This window comes from Brevundimonas sp. UBA6550 (genome assembly GCF_002434505.1).
In the GTDB taxonomy this organism is placed as follows: domain Bacteria; phylum Pseudomonadota; class Alphaproteobacteria; order Caulobacterales; family Caulobacteraceae; genus Brevundimonas.
Genome location: NZ_DJKE01000001.1, coordinates 43,690 through 68,683, shown reverse-complemented (window position 1 = coordinate 68,683; position 24,994 = coordinate 43,690). Strand labels below are relative to the sequence as shown.

11 protein-coding genes are annotated in these 24,994 nt (G+C 67.5%); 6 read left to right on the top strand and 5 right to left on the bottom strand.

Going from position 1 to position 24,994, the window contains the following annotated elements:
- The first annotated feature begins 34 nt into the window (after window positions 1-34).
- The 6 genes from B3Z70_RS00235 (at window position 35) to B3Z70_RS00210 (ending at window position 17,636) form a co-directional block, all read left to right on the top strand.
- Window positions 35-1,813: a putative porin gene (locus B3Z70_RS00235; RefSeq protein WP_292022499.1), complete on the top strand. Its 1,779-nt coding sequence runs from the start codon at window positions 35-37 to the stop codon at window positions 1,811-1,813.
- Between the two features lie 678 nt (window positions 1,814-2,491).
- Entirely contained in the window at window positions 2,492-15,079 is a 12,588-nt protein-coding gene (locus B3Z70_RS00230) for a filamentous hemagglutinin family protein (RefSeq protein WP_292044340.1), read from the top strand.
- Between the two features lie 59 nt (window positions 15,080-15,138).
- Window positions 15,139-15,942, top strand: a complete 804-nt coding sequence (locus B3Z70_RS00225) for a SapC family protein (protein WP_292020610.1) — start codon at window positions 15,139-15,141, stop codon at window positions 15,940-15,942.
- Between the two features lie 4 nt (window positions 15,943-15,946).
- Window positions 15,947-16,564, top strand: a complete 618-nt coding sequence (locus B3Z70_RS00220) for an OmpH family outer membrane protein (protein ID WP_292020612.1) — start codon at window positions 15,947-15,949, stop codon at window positions 16,562-16,564.
- Between the two features lie 143 nt (window positions 16,565-16,707).
- Window positions 16,708-17,154: a hypothetical protein gene (locus B3Z70_RS00215; RefSeq protein WP_292020614.1), complete on the top strand. Its 447-nt coding sequence runs from the start codon at window positions 16,708-16,710 to the stop codon at window positions 17,152-17,154.
- Between the two features lie 83 nt (window positions 17,155-17,237).
- Window positions 17,238-17,636 (top strand): hypothetical protein, encoded by a 399-nt coding sequence (locus B3Z70_RS00210; RefSeq protein ID WP_292020616.1) that lies wholly within the window; start codon window positions 17,238-17,240, stop codon window positions 17,634-17,636.
- On the opposite strand, the gene B3Z70_RS00205 is transcribed toward B3Z70_RS00210, so the two are convergent.
- From B3Z70_RS00205 to B3Z70_RS00185, 5 genes are all read right to left on the bottom strand, one after another.
- Entirely contained in the window at window positions 17,633-19,039 is a 1,407-nt protein-coding gene (locus tag B3Z70_RS00205; RefSeq protein ID WP_292044338.1) for an alkaline phosphatase, read from the bottom strand. The two genes, B3Z70_RS00210 and B3Z70_RS00205, sit on opposite strands and share 4 nt — an antisense overlap.
- Window positions 19,040-19,104: 65 nt before the next feature.
- Window positions 19,105-21,990, bottom strand: coding sequence for a TonB-dependent receptor (locus B3Z70_RS00200; RefSeq protein WP_292044336.1), 2,886 nt, complete (start codon window positions 21,988-21,990; stop codon window positions 19,105-19,107).
- Between the two features lie 192 nt (window positions 21,991-22,182).
- A complete protein-coding gene (locus B3Z70_RS00195; protein WP_292019491.1) occupies window positions 22,183-22,914 on the bottom strand; it encodes a FecR family protein in 732 nt (243 codons plus the stop codon).
- 233 nt (window positions 22,915-23,147) lie between these two features.
- Window positions 23,148-23,681, bottom strand: coding sequence for an RNA polymerase sigma factor (locus B3Z70_RS00190; RefSeq protein WP_292019493.1), 534 nt, complete (start codon window positions 23,679-23,681; stop codon window positions 23,148-23,150).
- 330 nt (window positions 23,682-24,011) lie between these two features.
- Window positions 24,012-24,890 (bottom strand): SDR family NAD(P)-dependent oxidoreductase, encoded by an 879-nt coding sequence (locus B3Z70_RS00185; protein WP_292019495.1) that lies wholly within the window; start codon window positions 24,888-24,890, stop codon window positions 24,012-24,014.
- Between the last annotated feature and the right edge of the window lie 104 nt (window positions 24,891-24,994).

Here is a 24,994-nt window from a genome sequence, read left to right as displayed (position 1 = left end):
CCGCCAGGTCTCCTTATTCCGGGGAACACAACCTATGTCCATCTCCATCGCTTTCCGTTTCGCGCGGGGTCTCAAACCGGCGCTGCTGGCCGGCGCCGGCGCCGTCGCCCTTATGTCCACGCCCGCCCTGGCCCAGCAGGTGGACGCCAATCGCCTGCTGGAGCTGATGGTCCAGAAAGGGCTGGTCACCCGTGAGGAGGCCGACGGCATGATCGCTGAGGCCAGCAGGGCCCAGCCATCCGTCCAGCCCGCCCTGCCGCCGGTTCCGGCGGGCGGCGTGGACGCGCAGGGCGTCCAGACCATCCCCTATGTGCCGGCCGTCGTGCGCGAGCAGATCAAGGCCGAGCTGAAGGCGGAACTGGGCTCCCAGGCCCAGGCCCAGGGGTGGGCGGCGCCCGGCCAGACGCCGGACTGGACCCGACGCATCCAGATCTACGGCGACGTGCGGGTGCGCGGCGAAGGGCGGTTCTACGACGCCGGAAACGCCGACATCTTCACCGATTACGCCGCGATCAACGCGGGCGATCCGCAGAACATCAACGACAAGACGCCGGGCTGGATCGCGCCGCCCTTCCTGAACAGTCTCGAGGACCGTCAGCGGGCGCAGGTGCGCGCGCGTCTGGGCGTCAAGGCGCGGATCAACGACTGGATCGGCGCCGACGTGCGTCTGGCGACGGGGTCGGACCGTTCGCCGGTCTCGACCAACCAGACCCTGGGCGCAAACGGCGGCGCCGGCTATCAGGTCTGGCTGGATCGCGCTTCGATCCGCCTGACCCCGGTCGAAGGCGTGGCGGCGGATTTCGGCCGTTTCGCCAATCCCTTCTGGGCCGGCGAACTGATCTATGACGCGGACCTGAACTTCGACGGGGCGGCGATCTCGGCCGAGCGGCGGATGAACGAAACCGTGTCGCTGTTCGCCACCGCCGGGGCCTTCCCCGTATTCAACACCGACCTGAACTTCGGCTCGCGCAACGCCCCGACGGGCAGTCTTTCGAACGGGCCGTTCAAGAGCCAGGATCGCCATCTGATGGCGGTCCAGGGCGGAGCGGCCTTCAAGGCGACCGAGACCCTGGAGCTGAAATTCGCCGCAGGCTATTTCCACTACCAGAACCTGAAGGGCGAGATTTCCATGCCCTGCCAGTTCTACGAACTGGTCTGCTCGACCGACGCCACCCGTCCGGCCTTCCAGCAGCACGGCAACACCCTGTTCCCGATCCGCAGCGTGATCGCCGACCCGCTGGACCCGGTCGCCAGCCCGGAGAACCAGTATTTCGGTCTGGCCTCGGACTTCCGCATCCTGCACCTGCGTGCGGCGGCGGACTATCGCTCGTCCGAGCGGTTCGGCCTGCGGCTGGACGGCGAATATGTGAAGAACCTGGGCTGGAACGAGAGTGACGTCGCCGCCCTGGCGATCAACAATCTGGGACCTGACATCCGGGTTCCCGATCCGGCCAACCCGGGTCAGACCATCCGCGCGGACGGGCCCTACGAGGGGGGCGACACCGGCTGGCAGACCAGGCTGACGATGGGCTCGGTGCTGAACCTGAACGGCGAGGGCGACTGGAGCGCCAAGCGCGGCGACTGGAACGCCTTCGTCGGCTACCGCCATCTGGAATCCGACGCCGTGGTCGACGCCTTCGCCGACAGCGATTTCCATATCGGCGGGACCAACAAGAAGGGCTGGATGGTGGGCGGCCATTATGCGGTGGGCGACAACACCGTGATCGGCGGGCGATGGATCAGCGCCGACGAGGTGGCGGACGCGCCCTTCTCGGTCGATCGCCTGCTGATCGATCTGCTGACCCGCTTCTGATCCCGGTCATGAGCGCCCGTCTCCTTCTCGCGCCTGTCTGGCCGAATCCTGTCCCCGCAAGGAACGGGGTCGGAACGGCGTGCGTGCGGGGCGACGGGCGTGACGCCTTCGCTGTTGCGCGCTCCGGTTCTCGCCGGTTCATGGATCGCGCGGCGACGGCGGGCCCGCCTGTCCAATCCCCGGCCGGGCGGGCCCTTTTTCTCGCACTGTTGGCGACGGCGTTTCCGACCGCCGATCCTGCCGCGGCCCAGTCCGGCGACCCGGCCCATAGTGTCGGTTCGGCTGAGGCGCCCGTAGTGTTGCCGCCGGTCGAAGTGACCGGACATTGCCGAACGGCCCGCGACGTCGATTGCGCCAACCGCATGCTGCAGGCGGCCGCACGTCAGGCCCAGGATCGGGCGCGTTCGACGCCGGTTGCATCGGTTCTCGACGCGGATTCACCGGGGCCTGCGATCGGGGTCTCCGGGCAAGCCGGCGCCAGCCTGCGTCTGGGCCCTGCCTTGGGGACCTCGGTGCATCGGCCTGCCCCTCCGCGCACGCCCTCGGCGCCACGACCCGGAGGTCAGCCATGACTTTCGATTTCAAGTTCTTGACGCCCGGCCCAAGCGTCCTCCGCGTCCCCGAAACCCTCGCCTGTATCGCCGCGACTGCGGCCGCCGCCTTTCCGGAGTCCTTCCGATGATCGCCAAGACCCACACCCTGCGCGCCCGCCTGCTGATCGGCGCATCGATCGGCGCCATGCTGTTCACCGGCGTCGCCGAGGCCCAATCCGGGCGTGGACGCGGCGGCGGCGCCGCCAGCGGCGCGGACGCCGCCGTGCGCGCCGCTCAGGCCCAGGCCAGCCAGCAGGCGGCGCAGGCGTCTTCCGCCTCGCAACGCGCCGTCGCCGCCTTCCGTCGCGCCGCCGACGGCCGCGCGGCGATGCAGTCTGCTCAGGCCGCCGCCCGCGCCGCGGCTCAAGCGGCCCAGGCCAATGTGCCCAACGGTCTGGGGCAGGGCGGGCTTCAGGTCGCCGACGGCGTGACCGTGGACCCCAGCCTGTGGATCGGCGCCAATGGTCCGACCCAGACCACGGGAGCGGACGGACGCACCCAGGTCAGCATCGACCAGACCCAGCAGAAGGCCATCCTGACCTGGGACAGCTTCAACATCGGGCGCGAGACCGACCTGAGCTTCAACCAGCAGGGGGCCGATTGGGTGGCGCTGAACCGCGTCACCGACGTCAACGCCGATCCGACCAAGATCCTCGGCTCGATCAAGGCGCAGGGGTCGGTCTACATCATAAACCGCAACGGGGTGATCTTCGGCGGCGCGAGCCAGGTCAATGTCCGTAACCTGATCGCATCTTCGGCCGGGATCACGAACGACCAGTTCCTCGATCGCGGCATCTACTCCAGTCTGTCGGGGTCCAGCTACGTCCCCAGCTTCACGGACGCCGGCGGCAAGGTGACCGTCGAGGCGGGCGCCCGGATCACCACCAACACCCCGACGTCGGTCACGGCCGGCGGCGGCTTCGTGCTGCTGATGGGGACCGAGGTTTTGAACGCGGGCACGATCGCCACCGCGCGCGGCCAGACGACCCTCTCGGCCGGCGACGACTTCATCGTGCGACGCGGCTACGGCACCGAGGAGAATCCGTATTCCACCACCCGCGGCAACGAGGTGCGCGGCCTGATCGACGCGGGCTCGGTCAGCGGGAAGGTGACCAACAGCGGCCAGATCGAAGCGGCCCAGGGCGACATCACCCTGGCCGGTCGCACGATCCGTCAGGACGGGGTGCTGATGGCCACCACCTCGGTCAATCAGCGCGGGACCATCCACCTGCTGAACTCGGCCTCGGACACGAGCGGCTCCGTGACCCTGGGCAAGGACAGTCTGACCCTGATCCTGCCCGAACTGGACAGCGCGGCGACGGCCCTGAACGGCCAGCGCGACGCCCTGATCAAGGAGTCCGAAAAGGCCAATCTGAACCGCGCCGCCACCGCCAACGGCGGCTTTGACGACCGCTCCCTGCTGGCCGACCGGCTGGACCAGGGACGGGTCGAGATCGTCACCGGCGGTAATGTGGTGTTCGAGGGCGGCTCCCAGACCCTGGTCAATGGCGGTCAGGTCGCCGTCCAGGCCAATGCGGGCCGGATCACGGTGGAGGACGGCGCCTCCATCGACGTCTCCGGCGTCATGGGGGTGTCGCTGGATGTCGGCTCCAACGCCATCAAGGTCAACATTCAGGGCAACGAACTGCGCGACAGCTCCGACAACCGCGACTCCGACGCGCTGAAGAGCCGCGACGTCTGGATCGACGTGCGCGATCTGGTCCTGCTGCCGTCCGGAACCGGCGGCTATGAAGGCGACCGCTGGTACACCCCTGGCGGACTGTTGGAGGTCGGCGGTTATCTGAACAACACCGCCCACACCATCGGCGAATGGACCGCGGTCGGCGGGACCATCACCTTGTCGGGCAAGGAGGTGGTCGCCGAGAAGGGCGCGGTGTTCGACATCTCCGGCGGCTCCATCGATTACAAGGCCGGCTATGTCCGCTCGACCCGCGTCCTGGGCGCTGACGGCCGGATGTACGACGTCAGAAACGCGCCCGCCGGCATGAGCTTCGTCAGCATCGGCGACAGCTTCTCGCGCAATCATGAACGCTGGGGCAGTCAGTATGCGGAGGTCTACGCCAATCCTCTGTTCAGCCGCGCCAACACCCTGCGCTGGGAAGAGGGCTACTCCGTCGGTCGCGACGCGGGCAAGCTGATCCTGTCCGCCCCCACCGCCGTCATGGAGGCCGCCATCCTGGCCGGAGTGGTCAATGGGACGCGCCAGACGCAGGCCCGGCCGAACGGCGACGCGGACGGATATGCGCTCGGACAGCACACCGTCGCCCGGGCAGGGACGCTGGCCGTCGGCGGCTATACCGCGCTGGGCGGCACCAATCCCTTCGCAAGCACGATAACGGTCGGCGAGGTCGCGTCGATCACGGCTGACCTGGAAAGCGGCGGGGCGCTTCCAGCCGATCGGACGGGCACGGTGCAACTCGACGCCGCCTATCTGAACGCACAGAATCTGGGCGGGCTGGAATTGTCGACGCGCGGATCCATCAGCATCAAGAAGGATCTGACGCTGGCGGACGGCGGTTCTGTCGCTCTTTTGGCCCCGGACATCAGCATTTCAGCGGGAATCACGGCGCATGGCGGGCGCTTCTCCGCCACAAATCTTCTCAACGCCACGCCGGGTACGCCGACTGTGGTGATGCAGGCGCTGCTACTGAACGGCAAATCCGGCTTCACGCTGTCGGAAACCGGCTCGATCGACCTCAGCGGTCTGTGGCTGAACGGACTGGGACAAGGCGCGGGCTTCGTCGGCCTCGGCCATCTCGACGGCGGCAAGGCGCAGATCGAATTCACTGGCGACGTGAAGATCGGGAAAGGCAGCCGCATCGATGTTTCCTCGGGCGGGGCGATCCTGACGGATGGAAACTTGGTGGGCGGTTCGGGCGGCGATCTGGCTCTGATTGCAGGTTCGGAGCGGGCCAGCGGCATGGCTGGCCGGCTGACCCTTGACGGCGATCTGACGGCCTACGGCGTGAACGGCGGCGGCGTGCTGTCGATCACGACGGGCGGCAAGCTGGTCGTCGGCGCCCAGACCCCGGTAGAGGATGCGCTGAACCTCTCCGTTGATCGTTTCCAGAGCGGTTTCTCCGCCTACGACATCAATGGTCAGGGCGGCTTGCGCGTGGCGGATGGGGCGAAGGTGGACGTGGCGATGCCCGTCTATCGCGTCGCCGAAGCCAGCAGGAATGTCCCCACGGGCATGGCGGCGGCGGAGGCGCTCGAACTCTGGACGCCGCCCGTCTATCAGGAGAACCCGGCGGTCGGCAGCCTGATCCAACGGGACGGCGCCGACCTGACCCTGCGTTCCCAGCGCCTGATGCAGGGCGGGGCTGTCGAGATTGGCAAGGGGGCGGTGGTTTCCGTCGATCCCGGCGCGACAATCCGCATCGCCAGCCCCACGCAAATGACGGTGGAGGGGCGGCTCAACGCCTGGGGCGGCTCCATCCTGTTCGACGAAATCCGGGCCCAGTCAGCCTATTATTCGCCGCAGGCGCATGACCGCTCGATCTGGATCGGCGAGACGGCGGTGTTGGACGTCGCGGGACGCGGGGCCAGCGCGGTGGATGCGCAGGGCCGTCGTTACGGTCTGGCGCAGGCGGGCGGCACGATCCAGCTTGGAGGGCCGCTCAACTGGGAAACGGGCGACGCCGTGCAGGCGCGTCCGGCCGACATGCATGTGGTGATCCGCCCGGGGGCGGTGCTCGATGCGTCGGGCGGCAGCGTGGTGCTCGATCTGCCGGGGTTGGACAAGGGCAGCCCGCGCAATGCGGTCACTGTGGCCGGCGATGGCGGCGCCATCGTCCTGGGATCGGCCAATTCGCTCTATATCGACGGCACGCTGAAGGCGGCGGCTGGCGGAGAGGGTGCTGCAGGCGGCACGCTCGCGCTGACCTATAACGGCGGCATCTATGCGCGCAGCCAGGCCAGCGCCGAGGTGCTGACGCCGCGCATGCTGGTGCTGACCCAGACGAAGGGCGAGGCGCTTCTGGAAGAGGGCGTGCAGCCCGGCGACAAGCTGGCCTATGGCAACGCCCATCTGGGCGTCGACCAGATCGTGGCGGGCGGATTCGGAAGCCTGTCCATTTTCGCCCCCATCCGCACGACGGGCGACCTGACGCTGAACATGGCGCAGAGCCTGCGGCTGTGGTCGTCGCTGGGCGTGCTTCCCGATGCGCAGGCCGGTCGCACGATCAGCCTGTCGGCGCCTTATCTGAAGCTGGGACAAACGGCCTATGCGCCCAACGGCAATACCGAGGCGGCCTATGCGCTGGACGTGCCGAGCGCGGCCGGGCGCAAGGACAGTTTGCGCGTCGAGGCCGATCATCTCGACGTGTACGGCCGCAACGAGTTTCTGGGCTTCAGCGATGTGGCGATCAGCAGCCGGGGCGACATCCGGATGCTGGCGACGCCGTCGCTCGTCGGTTCAGGTCGGACCACGCTGTTCGCGCCGGACCTGATGAGCCTGACCGCGGCGCAGATCTACGCCGCGAGCGGGGCCGACGCCTATCTCGGCGTTGGGTTCGCCAATGGCGGGGTGTCCGTGGAGTCGAATCCCGACAACCGCCTCGTCATCCGTTCCTGGGGCGGTCCGGCGCCGACCGTGCCTTACGCCGTGGGCGGGCGCCTGTCGGTCTTCGGCGGCGTGATCGAACAGGGCGGCGTCTTGCGCGCCCCCCTGGGAGAGATAGTGATCGGCGCGCCGTACCAGAATCCTGTCGTGCGCTTCCTGAGCGGCAGTCTCACCTCGGTCAGCGGCGCGGGGCTGGTGATGCCCTATGGCGGGACCGTCGATGGGATCAAATATGAACTGAACGGGCAGGCGATCTCCATACCCTCCGTCGGCGGGTCGTCGGTGGGGGGCGAGCGTCAGCTTCGCATCGCCGGTGAACAGATCGTCGTGGAGAAGGGCGCGGTGCTGGACCTGTCCGGCGGCGGCGACCTGAAGGGCGCGGGCTTCGTCAGCGGACGCGGCGGGTCGGTGGACATCCTCACGACCGCGCTGGCCGACGCCAATCCGGCCTTCGCCTTCAGCCGGTCAGGCAATCCGGTCTATGCCCTCGTCCCCGGCTATGGCGGCGGTTATGCGCCGACCGGCGCAAGCCAGGGCTTCGGGGCGCCGGCGACCGGCCGGCAGGTGACGATCCCCGAGGGCGTGCCGGGTCTGCCTGCGGGCGTCTACACATTGATGCCGTCCTCCTACGCGCTGCTGCCGGGCGCGTTCCGCGTGGAAATCGGTGCGGCGCCAGCGGCCGGCCTGTCGGGCGTCAGCCCGACCGGCAACGGTTCCTTCGTGGCGGCGGGCTATCTCGGCACGGCGAACACGGGGGTGCGATCGGCGCTGGCCAGCCAGATCATCATCACGCCCGCCGATGTCGTGCGCAGGCACAGCGGCTATAACGAAACCAGCTATAACGACTTCATCATCGCCGATGCCGCGCGCCGCAACATACCGCGCGGAATGCTGACAACGGATGCGCGCGCTCTGCGGCTCAACTTCAGCCACGGTGCCGGCCTGAACGGTGAAACCGCCCTGTCGTTCGAAGGGACGGCCCTGTTCAGTCCGGCAAAGGACAGCCAGGGGTTCGGCGGCATATTGAGCGTTACGGCCGAGGGGGCCGGAACCTCCACCCTCCAGATCCTGGCGGACGGTCAGTCGCCGTTGAGCAATATCGCCGGCGCGGCCATCGAGGCGAGCCAGCTCAACGCCTTCAACGCCAATCGCCTGGTGCTGGGCGGCACGCTCAGCGCCAATGCCTATGGGCAGGCCGAAGTCGGCGTCTTCAGCGACATGGAAGGCGTGATCGTGCGCAGCGGCGCGATCCTGCGCGCGCCGGAAGTCATCCTGACCGCGAGCGGCGGGGGCCTGGGCGTGCTGGTGGAGCAGGGTGCGACCATCGATACGACGGGGTTGGGCAAGCCGGGCTTTTCGTCCGATCAAGGCTATTTCTTCCGCACCTCGATGAGCGCGTTCGTCGTTTCCAACGGCTGGATCAACCTGCTGCCTTCGATCGGCGAGGTTCAGCCGACAATCGATATCGGCGGCTGCGCGGCGGGCGATCTCTGCTCAGGCGAGACGCGCATCCTGACCGAGGGCACGATCGGCGCGGCCACCAACGGCGCCTTCACCCTGCGCGATTCCGTCAGTTACGGCGCGCGCGATCTGGTGCTGGCCGTGTCCGCCGTGAACCTTGGTTCGGCGGATGCGCTGGCGCAGGCTGGGGCGGCGGGTCAGTTGCCGCCGGGCATGGCGCTCAATCAGGATCTGCTGTCCAGTCTGCTGGACGGCAACAGGGCGCAGGGCACGCCCGCTCTGCAGTCGTTGGTGCTGAACGCGCGCGACGGGTTCAATATCTACGGCTCGGTCACGCTCGACACGCTGGACGTGAACGGCGTGTCGCGTCTGGAGCGCCTGGTGTTCGGCGCGCCCGCCATCTACGGCTATGGCTCCGCCGGCGACGTGACGACGATCCGCACGGGCGAGTTCATCTGGGCGGGCGCCGGCCCTGCCAACCCGGACACCACCGCTCGTCCCGGCGACGCCGTGGCGGTGCCGCCCGGTGCGGCGATCCTCGCGCGGCTGGGCGGCGGCGTCCTCGACATCAAGGCGGAGACGATCCGTTTCGACTATGCGCCCAACTCGCGTCCGCTGCGGCTTGTGCCGAGCGATCGGATCGCGCTGGGCTTCGACAGCGTCAACCTCAACGCCAGCAAGATGATTTCCGCTGATGGGGACAATGGTTCGCTGCATGTCTATCGCCAGCAGACCGGCTATGTCGCCGGCAAGGGCTGGAGCTATGCGGGCGGCGATCTCAATATCTCGACGCCGCTCCTGACGGGCGGGGCGGGCAGCAAGCTGGCGGTTCACGCCGGCGGCGACATCGCCATCGCCGGCGGCAAGGGCGCCGAAGCCCCCGCCACCGACAAACTGGGCGCCGAACTGCGCTTCGTGGGGCGGTCGATCAATCTGGATACGACGGTGGTCCTGCCCAGCGGCAGACTGGTGCTGGACGCGGCGCGCGATGTGACGCTGGGCGACAACGCCCGGATCGACCTGGCCGGACGCGAGATCACCCTGTTCGACGTGAAGCGCTACAGCTGGGGCGGCGATCTGCTGATGAGCAGCCGCGAGGGCGATGTCCGCGCGTCGGCAGGTTCGGTGATCGACATCTCGGCGCGCCATAATCGCGGCGGCGGCGTCGACGTGACCGCCATGGCCGAAGGCGCCGGCCGGGTGGACATGCTTGGCGCGATCAAGGGCGGCGCCAGCGGTCTCTACGACGCGGGCGGCACGCTGGTCCCCTATGACGCAGGACAGTTCACCGTGCGCGCCCGCTCGCTGACGGATTTCGCGAGCCTCAACGAACGGCTGAACCAGGGCGAACTGTTCGGCGCGCGGCGCTTCCAGATCGGACAGGGCGATCTTGTCGTCGGCGACGAGGTGAAGGCGCGCGAAGTGCAGATCGTGCTCGACGGCGGCAGCCTGACCGTGAACGGCAAAATCGACGCCAGCGGCTATCAGGTCGGCGCGATCCGGCTGGCGGCGAAGGGCGACCTGACCGTCAACGGCGCGCTGGACGCCCATGCCACGGGCATGCGGATGGACAGCCATGGCAAGCCGATCGAAGCGCCCAATCGGGCTCTGGTGGAGTTGACCACGCGCGAAGGCATGCTGGTGCTTGGCGGCGGCGCGGTGGTGGATCTGCGCGCGGGCACGGAATCGGCCTTCGCCGACAATGTGGCGCGCGGGATGCTGGATCTGATCGCCCCGCGCATCGGTGCGAACGATGTGGCGGTGGACGTGCGCGGCGCTGTCGATGTGCGCGGGGCCAGGACGGTCGCCGTCTATGGCATGCGCAGCTACGACGATGCGCCCCTGGCCACGTCGCCCGATGTGTCGGGCAGCCGCCCGCAACTCGTCACCCAAGCCTATCTCGACGGCATCGATGGCGACAGCAGCGCCTTCATGGATGCGGCGCTGGCCAACCCGGCGCTGGCGGCGCGGCTTGCCGGACTGGCCGGCCACCGCCTGCGGCCGGGGGTGGAGATCGTCAGCAACGCTCTGACCAACCCGAACGGCAATCTGACCATGGCGGGCGACATCGACCTGTCCGGCTATCGCTATGGCCCCGATGCGGACCGTCTGACCCCATCGCGGCGCGGCTTTGGCGAGCCGGGGATGCTGGTGCTGCGCGCCGCCGGCGACGTGAACATCCATGGCGGCGTCAATGACGGCTTCGCGCCGCCGGCCGATACGCCTGATGACAAGGGCTGGCTGCTGACCGAAGGGCGCGAAAGCTATTACTTCAACGGCTATACGCCGTTTGGCGGCGATATCGTGGTGCCGATCGACGGGGTGGTGCTGGATGGCGGCACGGTCTTCCCCTCGGGCTCGGTGCTGAACTACGACATCAGCGTGCGGCCCGTGGTGCTGCCTGCGGGGACCGTCGTTCCGGTGGAGGTGACCCTGACGGGCGCCCTGACCCTGCCGGCCGGGCTGGTGCTTTCCGCCGATGTGACGGGCGCCGACGGCGCATTCTATGGCGCGGGTACTGTGCTGGCGAAAACGCTGACGCTTGGACAGGGCGCGAAGCTGGGCGCCGGATTCCTGCTGCGCAATGCGGTCGGCGTCGCCTCGTTCACGCTGCCCAAGGGCGTGAAACTGCCGGCCGATCTGACGACGAACCAGCCCATCGCTCTGGCGCGCGGCGCGCTTATCCCCTCCATGACCAAGGTGGAGCTGGTCGGCGATCAGCCGATCAATCTGCGTCCCGTCGATGCGGACGGACGGCAGGGCCGCAACTGGGCGCTGGCGCCGATGCTGCCTGAAGGCGCGACAAGCTGGGATATGACGCTGGTGGCCGGGGCGGATCTCGGTTCGTCGGATGTGCGGGCCCGCAATGTGCTGGGTCAAGGCGACATCGTGCTGGCGGACACGCACTATGGCTCCATCGGCAAGGTGACCATCCGCTACGAGGGCGGCAACACCGGCGGGGGGGGCTTTGCGTTGACGCCCGACGGCGCGCTGGCGGCGATCGGCGACGCCCGTTTCGCCGATCTCACCGCCGAAGAGCTGAACGCGAAGTTGATGGCCGAGTGGGGCATAACCTTCGAAGACTTCTGGGGCATGTCGCTTGCGGACTATTGCGCCGGCAATCCCGGTCAATGCGCCGTCAAGGAAACGGGCGACGGCAGAACCTGGTTCTTCAACGAACAGGGGGCGACCGACTATTTCGGCGACGCTTCGCTGGCGGGAAAGACGCAGCAGGAGATCGACATTTGGATGCAGGACAATTGGGGCATGTCCTGGGACTATGTGTTCAGCGGTCAATCGCTGGCGGACGTCTGCAAGTCGAGCGGCAACGAAGCCTATTGCACCGGCAAGCTGGACAATCCGGCGCTCAACGTCGAGGGCGCATTGAACTGGATCGGCGAGGAGCGTTTCGCCGGTCTGGCGGCGGATGCGCTGGATGCCGCATTGAAGGACGCCTATGGCGCAACCTTCGCGGAGATGTTCGGAAGTTCTCTGCCGGATTTCTGCGACGTCAACACAACCTTGTGCCAGCCCGCCGGATTTGAACCGCCGCGCGAGGTGCGTGAATATACATACGCCTTCGGTTCGCCGGCCTTCAGCGTACTGCGCACGGGCGTCGGCGACCTGAACCTTGTCGCCGGGCGCGACGTCAGCATGATGTCGCTGTACGGCATCTATACCGCCGGGGCGCAGACCAGCGTCTCAGGCATCGATAACAGCCGGTTCAACCTGGCGCGCACGGGCGAGAACGGCGCGGTGTTGGGCGATCTTCAGGGCAGCGGCGATTACGACGCCGCGCTGGCGTCATGGCGGGCCTGGTATCCTGACCATGGCGGCGATCTCAGAATTTCCGCCGGGCGCAACATCCTGGGCGACAGCATGGGCGCCGTCGCCGGTTCGGCCAACCCGGATGACCGCTATACCGCGCTGGTCTCCAGCGTCGGTGTAGGCAACTGGCTGTGGCGTCAGGGCACAGGCGACACGAAGGGCGTGGACGCCGTCGATACCAGCTGGTGGATCAACTTCGGCGCCTATGTGGCGGCCTCCACCACAGACAAATCGGCTCGAATGGTCGGCTTCACCGGCTTTGGCGCGCTGGGCGGCGGAAACGTCAAGATTTCGGCCGGCGGCGACGCCGGGATCGTGTCGGGACGTGGCGAAGGCATGCGCCGCACCACCCAGAGGGCCGAACGCTCGCAAGGGCTGGTGGCCGCGGTTGGGGCTACAGGCCGCGTCATCGGCGATGATCTGGTGCTGACCGGCGGCGGCGATCTCGACATTCGGATCGGGGGGCGGCTCAACCCCGACGCCGCCGCCAGCCAGCAGGCCGAGTCCAGCAGCGTCGGGGGGCGGACGAAGGACAACCTGGACCTGAACGGCGTGTTCACCAGCCTGCGCGGCGCCTTCACGATGGCGAGCGGCGGCATGGGCGGCATGACCCCCACCTTCGGCGACGGCGCTGGTCTGAGGCCCGGCAATCCCTTTGCGATGGGTGGGGCCTATACGATCGCCGGGCCGGTTCTGATGCTGGGCGATTCTACAGCCTGGCTCGATACGCGCGGCGATCTGGTGCTGTCCGGGGCGGGCGATCCCGGGCTGGCGGGCCAGTATGGCTCCGCCGCCTACACCAATGGCGGCGCGGCGCTGGACGGACAGGGACAGGCGAACTTCTCGCTCTGGACAAACTCCACCGCGATCAACCTGTTCTCCGCGGGCGGCGATCTGGCTCCGGCGTCCTTCGGCGAAGGCAATGTGCTTGGCAGCAATCTGATTGCGCCTCAACTGGCGTCACGGACCGGCACGCGCACGTATCATTATTATCCGTCGATCCTGAAGGCCGCCGCGCCGGGGGGCGATATCCGCATCGCCAGCACCCCGCTGGTGTATGGGCAGCGTTACGACGCCACCCTGTTGCTGGCCCCTTCGCCCAACGGCGCGCTTGAGCTGCTGGCGGGCGGATCCGTCTATGGCAGCCCCGAGGCTATCCGGATCAGCATGTCGGGCGCTTCGCCTGAAGTGATGGCGACGCCGTTCAGGCCGAGCTTCACCTTCAGCAACTGGAGAGGAGAGATCGGCTTCACCAATCAGGCGAATAACGGCATCGACGGCCTGTTCGCCTTTGGCCCGGGCATGGTGACGACCGCGCTGCACGGCGCGGATGCCGATCCGATCCGGATCTATGCCGTAAAGGGCGACATCAGCGATCTGCGCATTGGCGATGTGTTGAAAGACTTCGTCGGCATGGGAACGGACGGCAAGAACCGTCAGCCTGACGGCGTCTGGTACGAAATGGCCAAGGCCGTAAAGCTGCGCGCCGGCACGGATATCCTGGCCGTGGACGTAAAGGCCATGAACTCCAGCGGCGATGATGTGTCCCTGGTGCAGGCCGGCCGCGATATCGTCCATGCCTCGGTCATCCTCGCGGGGCCGGGCAATCTGGAGATGCTCGCAGGCGGCCAGATCCGCCAGGAAGACGCCGCCAGCGTCCAGTCCATCGGCAGCGTCGTGCCCGGCGACAGCCGCCCGGGCGCCAGCATCGCCCTGATGGCGGGCATGACCGACGTGAACTGGGATGCGGTTCGCGCGCGGTATCTCGACAAGGCCAATCTCGCCGATCCGGGCCGTCCGCTGGTCGACCCGGAGAACGCGGGCAAGGTGGTGAAGGTCTATGACGAGGAACTGGCCGAATGGCTGGATCGACGTTTCGGCTTCACCGGCACAGGCGAGCAGGCGCTGGCCTATTTCGACGCGCTGGCGCCGGAACAGCAGCGCATCTTCCTGCGGCAGGTCTATTACGCCGAAACCCGCGAGGGGGGCCGCGAATACAACGACGCGAACAGCAGCCGTTTCGGCTCCTATCTGCGCGGCCGCCAGATGATCGCAACCCTGTTCCCGGACAAGGCTGCGGACGGCAAGGACATTGTCCGTGCTGGCGATATCCTGATGTATGGCGGCTCGGGGGTTCGCACGGACTTCGGCGGCGACATCGAAATGATGGCGCCGGGCGGCCAGATCGTGGTCGGCGTTCAGGGGATCGTTCCGCCCGCCACGGCCGGGATCGTGACCCAGGGAGCGGGCGACATCCGTCTGTTCAGCGAGGGCAGCCTGCTGATGGGTCTGTCGCGGATCATGACAACCTTCGGCGGCGACATCTTCGCCTGGTCGGAGCAGGGCGACATCAACGCCGGACGCGGGTCCAAGTCGACCATTCTCTACACCCCGCCGCGCCGCATCTACGACAACTACGGCAATGTGCGTCTGGCGCCTCAGGTGCCGTCCTCGGGGGCGGGCATCGCCACTCTGGACCCCATCCCCGAGGTTCCAGCCGGCGACATCGATCTGATCGCGCCGCTGGGCACGATCGATGCGGGCGAAGCGGGCATCCGGGTGTCGGGCAATGTCAACCTGGCCGCGCTTCAGGTGCTGAACGCCGCAAACATCCAGGTGAAGGGCGAGAGCAAGGGGATCCCCTTGCCGCCGGTGGTCAATACCGGCGCTCTGACTGCGGCGTCGTCGGCGACAAACGCTGTGGTCGCCGAGGCTGCGCGCGTCGCCGAACGAGCACGCCCGACGCGCGTCGAAACCCCGGCCATCATCACCAGCCGCTTCCTCGGCTTCGGGGAGTGAGTCTGATCCGGAGGCGGTGCGTGTCGCGGCCTCTCGTCCTTCTTCAAGTGGAGTAGCCCATGTCTTCCGACCCATCGCCGGTTCCGGCCCTGCCTCTGTTCTACCGCGACCCCCAGCCGCTCAACGCCGCAGACCATGCTTCCTGGCGTCTTCTGGCCGGGAACGCCGGCTTCACCGCCGAAACTCCCTTCGTTCCTCTGGTGATCGGGGAGATGGCGGCGGCGGCGCGGACCTATCCGGTGGTGTTCGCGGGCGGCGACGCCCAGCCCCTGGCCATTCTCGGCCTGGAGCGCCGCAACCTGTTCGTCGAAGACGACGTCTGGGCCACGGACGCCTATGTCCCGGCCTATGTCCGCCGCTATCCCTTCGGCTTCATCGCCACGGTCAATCCCGAGGGTTTCGCCCTGGCCATAGACGCCGCCTCCGAGCGGATCGCGTGCGATGGGCAGGAGGGCGCCCCCCTGTTCGAGGACGGCAAGCCGTCCGAGGCGACCCGACAGGCCATGACATTCTGCAACGCCTTCCAGTCCGAAGCCGCCGCGACGCGAGCCTTCGCCGAGGGCCTGGCCGCCGAGGGTCTGCTGATCGACCGTCGCGCCGACGCCACCCTGCCAGACGGCCGCACCCTGGGGCTGGACGGTTTCCAGATCGTCGACGCCGAGAAGTTCGCCGCCCTGCCGGACGCCGTCGTGGTCGACTGGCACCGCAAGGGCTGGCTCGCTCTGGTCCAGACGCACCTGACCTCGCTTGAGCGGTTCTCGGTTTTGCTGGATCGACAGCAGCGCGTCGCCGCAGCGTCGCAGGCGAATGATTCAGAGGCGCCCGAAGCCTCGCCCCAAACTCGTAAGACCAAGAAGGCCTGATCCAATGATGATCCGCACCCTGACATTCGCCGCCCTGGTCGCGGCGACGGCCCTGCCGGCCGCGGCCCAGACCATCGGCGGTTCCGGCCAGTCTCAGTCGCAACAGTCCCAGCCTCAATCCCAGTCTCTGGGAGGGCCGTTGATCCCCGGCGTCTGCCTGCTGTCACGCGAAGCGGTGTTCGCCAACGCCGCCGTCGGCCGCGCCGCCTCGGCCCGGCTGCAGGAGCTGACCCAAGCCGCTCAAACCGAGGTCGACAGCCAGCGCGCGCCGATAGAGGCGGACGCTCAGGCGTTCGAGCGCGAAGCCGCCGGTCTGTCCGAGGCCCGTCGCGACGAACGTCGTCAGGCCCTGGCTCAACGCATCCAGGTCCTGCAACAGCAGGCCGCTCACAATAGTCGTGAGATCGAGGCCACGCGCGCCAAGGTTCTGGAGCAGATCGCCAATGCGGCCCAGCCGGTGATCGCCCAGGTCTATGCGTCGAAAGCCTGTGGGCTGCTGTTCGACCGCGCCACGGCGCTGGGCGGCAATTTCGGCAACGATCTGACGGCCGAGGTGGTCGCCGCTCTTGACGCCCGCATGTCCACGATCGCCTTCGACCGCGAACGCCTGCCGCAATCGTGACGATCGCTCTATAACCGCCGTCGCCCGAGCTTCGGTTCCCGGTCCGTGCGTTGCGGCGGACGGACAGGGACCATGGCCCGGACGGCTCGTGCGGCGGCCTGACCTTATTTTCACGGCGGTTCGGTCGTGCGGAGTGCAAGAAAATGACCAAGTCGCTGATGAAGTCTCGCGGGCGCCGGACGGGGCTGGGCGGATGGGCGGTCGCTCTGGCGGGGATGCTGGGTCTGTCCTTTGGTCCCGCCCAGGCGCAAAGCGTCGCGCCGAACCCGGCGCCGGCCGAGTGGATGGACTACGCCCACAAGGTTTCGGACGCGGTCTCGATCTGGTTGGAGGAAGAGGATGGCCCGGCTCTGGTCGTGCGCCGTTATCTGGGCACGGCCCGGACCGAGGCGCTCGCCGAGCCTGAACCGCTGACGCTCAAGGTCTGGATCGACGCGCGGGGTCGTGTCGAACGGCTCGACTTCGCACCTTTCGCCGATGCGGAGGTCAATCAGGCCGTGCGCGACGCCCTGCTGGGCCGCACCCTCGCCGCCGCCCCGCCCAAGGACATGATCCAGCCGCTCAGGATCGCGGTGCAGCCGGGGGAATGATCGCTGCTTGGAACACCAATACTGTCCCGCCGCCCGGACCAGGGCGGAGACAAGTCGGCCCTAGACTGACGGCGCCCAAGCCGTTGCCGCGCGGCGAACAGGTCGGACAGGAGAATGCCGTTGCCGATGGAATACAGCGAACAGTCGGCGAGCTTGGTTATGAATGCGTCGCAGATCGGGATCTGAATGAAACAGTGTCCGTCGCGCCGCACCGCGAAACAGTCGTTATCGGCTGCGGACGTTTAGATGCGGTTGAACAGTTGCGGATTGTCGAAGGTCGCCCGGGAATAGCCGAAGCGGTTGTGCAGCCTGTCGCTGAAATCCTGCGTCGAGGCGCCATTGACCCGCCTGATCTCCCGCTCGAACCCGGCCTGAAGACGCTGGACGAACGGCCCCTTCGCCGCACGGGCGGCGAAGGGGCAGGAAATTCACGTCTTGGAGCGCTTAAGCTGGCCGCGTCGTCGTCACGCAGACCGGCCTAGAGCGACAGCGCCCGCCGGATCAGTTGAAAGACGTAGGTCGGTTCGATCACGCCGCGCACCAGATAGGCCTGGGGGCCGTCGGCGTAAACCGGGACATCCTCCCCGGCGTGTCCCGCGCTGGATAAGGGCACGGCGACCGAGCGCAGAGCGTCGGCGTCTGAAGATCCGTCTGCGCGGGCGACGGCTTGCGGTCGCGTCGGCGACGGGCCGGTGCCGTAGATCAGGGTCGGATAGGGCGCGTCGTCCAGCGCCTTGTTCGGCGCGCCGTCCGCGCCGGCCAAGCCCAGCAGCGGCGCCTTGCGATCCGACCCGGCGGTGAGGACCAGGCTGTGGCTATGGTCCGCCGTGACGATGATCAACGTATCGGCTGGATCGGTCAGTCGACGCGCGGCGTCCACGGCCTGGGAGAACTCGGCCACGGCGGCCAGAGCGCGACGCGGATCATTGGCGTGGTGATAGCTGTCGATCTGGGCGCCCTCGACCACCAGCAGATAGCCCTCGGGGTTCTGCGACAGGGCGCGGATCGCCGCCGCCGTCATGTCCGGCAGTCGCGCCGTGGCGCTGTCGGGCGCCCGATCGGCGTCCGCCGGCAGGGCGCCGTTGGAGAAGAGGCCCATCAGGCGCGGCGTGGTGCTGGCCGTCAGTTCCGGAAGGTCGCTGACCACGGTCGAGGCGCCGCCGCGTCGACGCCAGGCCTCGACCAGATCTCGACCGTCCTTGCGGCGTCCTCCGTCCGCCTCGGGTTTCAGATAGGCCAGGCCGGCGCCCAGAACGACCTCGGGCGTGGCTTCGCCTTCGACCAGTTGTCGCGCGATGTCGATACAGCCCTGGGCCACAGCCTGGGCCGGCATGTCGATGTCGCTCTGCCACCCGCGGAAGGGGGTGTGGGCATAGGTGGCCGCCGGGGTCGCGTCCGTGATCGGCGCGGTCGTTACGACCCCGATCGCCAGTCCCTTGGCCCGCGCCAGTTCCGACAGCGTCGGCACGCGAGCCGCCGTGGCGGAGGCGCAATCACGAGCCCGCACCTGATCGTCGACGCCGATGGCGCCGTTGATGGTCTTGTATCCGGTCATCAAGGCCGAGGCGCCGTTCGCGGAATCCGTGACGAAACGATCGGCCGAATAGGTTCGCGACAGGGCCGTGTAGGGAAAACGATCGAAGGACAGCCGATGGCTGGCGCCGTCCTCGCCCAGGGCTTGGCCCTCGTAGATGCGACCGGCGGTGACGCTGTTGATCCCCATGCCGTCGCCGATCATCAGGATGACGTTCTTCGGCCGCCCCGTGTCGGGCCTCAACGCCGTCGCCGCATCGAGTGCGGCGATGTCGGCCTGAACCTGGGCCTGAGCCTGGATCGGCGGGAAAGACAGAGCGGCGCCGAGCAGAATGGGCAGGAAGGGTTTCATGACGATCTCCTAAAGACGGAAAACCCCGCGCGTCGCCGGCGACGCGCGGGGTTGGCAGGTAGGGATTAGAAGCGGGCGCTCATTCCGACGGAGATGGTGCGTCCATAGTCGGTGTAGCCGACGAACCGGTTGTCAGCGACGAACTGCTCTTGCGGCTGGTCGGTCAGATTGATGGCCTCCACGGAGACCGTCAGTCGATCGGTGAGCTTGTAGCTCAGGCTGCCGTCCAGCGAGCCGAAGGCCCGATCATTCGCCGATTCCAGACCGTTGGTTCCGACCTCCTGCAGCACGTCGCCCCGCCAGGAATAGCTGAGACGCGCCGCCAGCGGCCCCTTCTCGTAGAAGCCGGTCAGGTTGATGCTCTGCTTGGCGACGTTTTCGAGGTCGTCCTTGAACTCGCGCGTGCCGTCGTAATAGGTCGCGTCAGTCGTGGTCAGGGTCAGGTTGGCCGTCATCCCCAGACCGTCGAACGGCGCCGGCAGGAACGGGAACAGCTGCTGGTAGGCCAGTTCGATTCCCGCGATCGAAGCCGTGCCGCCGTTGACCGGCGCGGTCAGTTCATAGGTCACGTCGTCGATGACGATATTGGACCGGCGACGGGTCGAGAAGGTGGTGATGTCCTTGTAGAAGGCCCCGCCGATCAGGGCGCTGGACGGCGAGAAATACCATTCCGCCACCGCATCGTATTGCCAGGCCTCGAACGGCCTAAGCTCGGGGTTCCCGCCGACGGCGGTGAAGAGTGCGCCCGATGAGTTCAGCGTCAGTCTGGGGGCCAGGTCCGACAGGGACGGGCGGGTGATCACCTTGGCCGCCGCAATGCGGAACTGGAAGTCGTCGCGCGCTTCCCACACCAGGTTCAGAGAGGGCAGGACGTCATTGTAGGTCTTGTCGAACGACACGGGCAGGGCGGCCCGGCCGTTGTCGGCGTGACCCGAAGACGTCTGCTCGGTCTGGGCCACCCGCAGGCCGAAATTGCCGCGCAAGGGCGCCCCGAACAGCATGGTCTCGACGTCGGCCATGCCGTAACCGGCCAGAATGGTCTCGTCGATCTGGTAGGAGTTGCGCAGATCGCCCCGCGACAGCGGCGCGTCCAGATCGGCCTGGGTGATCTGGCGCAGGAACCGCGTCGGGTTCGGCACGACCCAGCTGCGCGGCAGTTCGGCCCCGACCTTGGACAGGAAATCCTTCTGCGAGAAGGGCTGGAAGAAGTCCTGAGCCAGGGTCAGGCCCGAAATGCCGCGCGTGATGTTGAAATCGCGACGATTGTAGTCGCGCGCACGATCGCGATATTTGGCGCCGAAGGCGATCTTGGCGATGGGCCCGAAGGAGAGGGGACGGACGAAGTCCAGCTGGATGGCGGTCTCCTCGTCCAGGGTGTCGTTGACCCGGTATTCCAGACGCCGGCCCGGCAGCGTCGAGATATTGTTCATGTCCACGTCGAGAAAGCGGATCGAAGGGACGCCGCCGCCCGACTTGGGCATGTCGATCTGAATCCGCCCGACCGACCCCTGCACCCGCGACCGTGTGATCGGGTCGGGGGTGTCGCTTGCGGCGCGGGCATAGGCCACGTCTCCCGACACGGTCCAGGCGCCGATCTGCTGACGCAGGTTCAGACCGACCGACAGGTTGTCGTGATGCAGGCGCGAGACTTCGTGACCGATCTGGCTGGTGCCGCCGCCGAAGGTTCCCCCCGCCAAGGCGCCGTTCTCGACCCGCGCGGAGCCGCGCACCGCATTCGCGACATTGGCGTCGGCCGAATAGGTCAGTTCGTCGTAATCGACCATCAGATCGGTGTAGGTGATGTCCAGATTGACGTCGGTCGTCGAGGTGGGCCGCCATTGCAGGGCGGCGTTCAGGCCGTAGCGCTCGCGATCCTCCATCTCCAGCGTAGGGCGCAGCGCCTGCGGATAGATGATGGGGCCGCTGTCGGACACGCCGTCGCCGTTCGTGTCAACGCCCGCCGCATAGGTGCCCCAGGTGACGCCGGTGATGCGGTCCTGTCGCAGGGAGCGCTGGTCGTAGACGGCGGCCAGCAGGGCGCCGAAGGTGCGGTCTTCGTTGACCCAGGACCCCAGGGCGGACAGGCGCGGGTTCAGATCCCCGGCGTTCTCGGCGTAGTTGACGTCGCCGGACAGGGCCAGGCGCGAAGTCTTCAGGTCCAGCGGACGGAAGGTGCGTACATTGACCACGCCCCCGATCGCCCCTTCGTCCAGCGAAGCGAGCGGGCTCTTGATCACATCCACCCCGGCGACCAGTTCGGACGGCAGGGTGTCGAAACGGAACTGACGCCCGCTCTGACCGCTGTCGCGGACATTCTCGTTCACGGCGGCGCTGCGGCCGTTCAGGGTCGTGATCTGGAAGTTGGCGCCCAGGCCCCGTACGCGCACGAACAAGCCCTCGCCCCGGTCGCGGACGATGGAGACGCCTGGCACACGCTGCAGCGCTTCGGCGATGTTCTGGCTGGGAAAGTCGCCGATGTCCTCGGCGGTGATGACGTCCACGACATTGTCGGCGCGGCGCTTGACGTCCAGGGCCTGGGTCAGGCTGGAGGAGAAGCTGCCGGTGACCACGACCTCTTCAAGCTCGGCGAAGGTTTCAGCCCGATCCTCGGTCGAAAGCACGCGCGCCGCCGCCGGCGCCGGCGCGGCAGGCCGGGCTTGCGCGGCGCGGGTGATGACGACAGCGTCTCCGTTCAGACGCCAGACCAGTCCCGTGCCGCTCAAAAGACGATCCAGCGCCTGGGCGGTCGTCAGGGTCCCCGACACCCCCTGAGTGCGCCGACCGCGCAACAGGGCCGGATCGGCGATGACCTGAAGTCCCGAAGCCCGCGAATATTGCGCCAATGCGGCCGACAGGTCGCCGGCGGACGCGGACACCGCGACCGGCGCACGCCCTCGGGCGGACGTCTGAGCCGAGACGGAGCCGGCCGCCGCCAGTATGGCGAAGGCCATGACGGATGTCGTCGCCTTGAGGCGAGTAAGAGTTTTTGAGGTGCCCATCGAGCCTTGATCCCTTGAACCCGCCAGCCCCCTGCGGGCGGTCAGAAGGCTAGGACGCAGGCAGGCCGAATACCGGACAGGGATTTTTGCAAATCTTTCGCAACCGTCGCATGGCGGACTCGCTAAGATTCATCCTCGTCCTGATCAGGATTTCGCGGCTGAAACGACGATCGAGTCCGGGCCGGACCTCACCTGGAAACCATGCACCACGGCGAGGTTCCGCAACTGCCCCTCGGCGTCGTCGAGACGGAAACGCCCCGCCGCCTCAAGGCTTTTCAGCTTCTCGTCCTGAATGATTATGGGCCGCGTCGAACGCCGCGACAGGCGCTGGACCAACTCTGCCAGGGTGATGGCGTCGGTCTCGATCCACCCGTCGCTCCAGACGGTTTCGTCCGGCGCGAACACCGCCCCGGCCCTGACATGGCCGTCCCGCGCCGAGGCTCGCTGCCCCACGCCCACTTCTCTGCGCGCCCCGGCGTCGGTCGAGACCGCGACGCGACCGCGATAGACGTCCACGTCCAGTCGTCCATTGGTCAGGCTCATCGTGAACCGCGTGCCGAGAACGCGAACCTGGCCTTGGTCCGTACGGACCTCGAAGACGCGGGAGGGATCGTGCGCCACGTCGAACATGGCCTCGCCGCCGGTCAGCGACACTTCTCGTTTTCGCCCGGCCATCCTCACTTTCAGATGGGTGTCGCCTGTCATCAGCACATGGGAGCCGTCTTCAAGCACAAGCCGCCGGGTCTGGCCGCGCGACGTGTCGTAGGCCGTCTCCGTCGCGGTGGCCACGGCGACGAGATCGGCGAGATGGGGACCGGCCAGAACGCCACCCAGCACCAGGGCCAAGGCCGTCGGCGCCCAAACCACGGGCCGCATCAACCTTGCGGTCCGACCCGCCCGCTTCGTTCGGACGGTCCTGCGAACAGCGTAGGGCGCGGCCCCCCGCAAGGCCTCCGACAGCGCCGGGTCGTCGAACGTCTGTCGCATGGCCTCGACCAGCGAGGGATCCGGGGCCGGCGCGCCTGCGCTCGGGAGGCCGTCGAGCAGAACTTGGCGCGCCGCCCGCCGATGCGCTGCGCGGCGCGTCGTCCAGTAAGAGAAGAAGCGGTTCACCGCGTCCCTCCTTCCATGGCCGAGGCCGACCTCGAGGCAGGGCGCGGTCGTTCGGCTCTGCCGACTTCGCGATGAAGCTGTTCCAGCGCGCGGGTCAGGTGTTTCTCCACGGCCGCCTCGCTCAGGTTCAGCGCGGCGGAGATTTCCCTCGGCGTCTCGCCGTGCAGACGCAATCGGGTGAAGACCTCCCGACGCAGCGGCGGCATGGTTTCCAGCACCTGTCCGAAGGCCCGTACGCGCTCGCGGTGCATGACGATCTCCTCGGCGTTCGCGGCGGACGTAGGCACTTCCTCTGACAGGTTGTCCGTGGGGTGTCGTATCCGGTCGCGGAAATGGTCGGTGATCAGGTTCATGGCGATCCGCCGCGCGAGAGCGGCGGCGTCCTTGACCTCGTGAAGACGGCTGTAGGCCAGCAGGCGTGCAAGGGTCTCCTGCACCATGTCTTCACGCAGCGCACGGTCGCTCAGTCGCCGGCCGACGAACCGCGACAATGAGGCGGCGATGTCGTCGATCGAGGAGGTTAGAGGCATGATCTCGCACACATGAGCCGGAGCGCTACCGTGGAACCACGACACCGCGATGACGACGAACGCACGACGGTGGGCGCGAAGGGTTCGAACCGTCCGCCGCGAGTTCATGCCGTCCGGCTGACGGGGAGCGAGGGCCTGAGCAATAAGAGCCCGCTAGACGTTGTCCCCCCGGGGTAAGGACCTGCTGATTTGCTCGCACGATCGGCGGCGCTCTGAATTCCAGGTTGGGATCAGGGGGCGTTGATTGGCGATCTCTGGCGCTTGTCGGATAGGAGTCTGGCGTCGATCAAGCCGTTCTCGCCTTTGGCGCACGGGGTGCGACCTCGTGTGTCAAACCGTGCGGTCAGGGTGATTGACCTCATGATTGTATTGCACGGCGCCAGAGGCGGGGACGTGTTCGTCGGTGCGGTCGGTGATGCGGGGCCAGGAGGCCTGGATCCGTTCGGCGGCGTCGGGGGCTGCGCCGATGTGCACGCCGCGGGTCATGGTGATATTGGCCTGTTCGAAGGCGCCGGCGCCGGCCAGAAGGATCATGCGTGTGGGGGCGTCGGCGGCGGCCAGCGCGACTACGCCCGGGCTGACCAGGTCGGACGACAGGCCCTTGAGGTCCTCGGCCGAATAGAGGTTTTCGGTCATCTGGGTCGCGGCGCTGGGCGCCAGGCAGTTGACGCGGATGCCGTGACGCTCGCCCTCCAGCGCCAGGGTCTGCATCAGCCCGACCAGCGCCATCTTGGCCGCCCCGTAGTTGGCCTGGCCGAAGTTGCCGTACAGACCTGAAGACGAGGTGGTGAAGATCACCCGGCCGTAGTTCCGCTCGCGCATGTGGGGCCACGCCGCCTTGGTGACGTTGACCGATCCCATCAGGTGGACGTCGACGACGGCGGCGAAGTCGTCCAGGTCCATCTTGGCGAAGGTCTTGTCGCGCAGGATGCCGGCGTTGTTCACCAGAATATCGACCGCGCCCCAGTGATCGACGGTCGAGGCGATCATCGACTGGACGGCGGTGCGATCGGTCACGCTGCAAACGTGGGGCAGGGCCTCGCCGCCAAGCCGAATGATCTCCTCGACCACGGCGTGAGCGCCATCCGGCGACAGATCGTTGACCACCACCTTGGCGCCGTAGCGGGCCAGGGCCAGGGCGTGGCTGCGACCCAGGCCGCCGCCGGCGCCGGTGACGATGGCCGTGCCGCCGCTCAGGTCGATAGTCATGGTCTTCCTCCAGAGACGATCACCGGACGAGCGCCGATGTTGATCGCATCCTGACCCGGCATTGGGCGAAAGGTCAATATTCACCCGCCGACTAGTGAAGTTGA

Bases quoted from the DNA above. Each gene is read 5' to 3' on its own strand.
- B3Z70_RS00235 (WP_292022499.1), top strand. From the start codon at position 35: ATGTCCATCTCCATCGCTTTCCGTTTCGCGCGGGGTCTCAAACCGGCG.
- B3Z70_RS00200 (WP_292044336.1), bottom strand. From the start codon at position 21,990: ATGGCCTTCGCCATACTGGCGGCGGCCGGCTCCGTCTCGGCTCAGACG.
- B3Z70_RS00185 (WP_292019495.1), bottom strand. From the start codon at position 24,890: ATGACTATCGACCTGAGCGGCGGCACGGCCATCGTCACCGGCGCCGGC.
- B3Z70_RS00195 (WP_292019491.1), bottom strand. From the start codon at position 22,914: ATGCGGCCCGTGGTTTGGGCGCCGACGGCCTTGGCCCTGGTGCTGGGT.
- B3Z70_RS00205 (WP_292044338.1), bottom strand. From the start codon at position 19,039: ATGAAACCCTTCCTGCCCATTCTGCTCGGCGCCGCTCTGTCTTTCCCG.
- B3Z70_RS00220 (WP_292020612.1), top strand. From the start codon at position 15,947: ATGATGATCCGCACCCTGACATTCGCCGCCCTGGTCGCGGCGACGGCC.
- B3Z70_RS00230 (WP_292044340.1), top strand. From the start codon at position 2,492: ATGATCGCCAAGACCCACACCCTGCGCGCCCGCCTGCTGATCGGCGCA.
- B3Z70_RS00190 (WP_292019493.1), bottom strand. From the start codon at position 23,681: ATGCCTCTAACCTCCTCGATCGACGACATCGCCGCCTCATTGTCGCGG.
- B3Z70_RS00225 (WP_292020610.1), top strand. From the start codon at position 15,139: ATGTCTTCCGACCCATCGCCGGTTCCGGCCCTGCCTCTGTTCTACCGC.
- B3Z70_RS00215 (WP_292020614.1), top strand. From the start codon at position 16,708: ATGACCAAGTCGCTGATGAAGTCTCGCGGGCGCCGGACGGGGCTGGGC.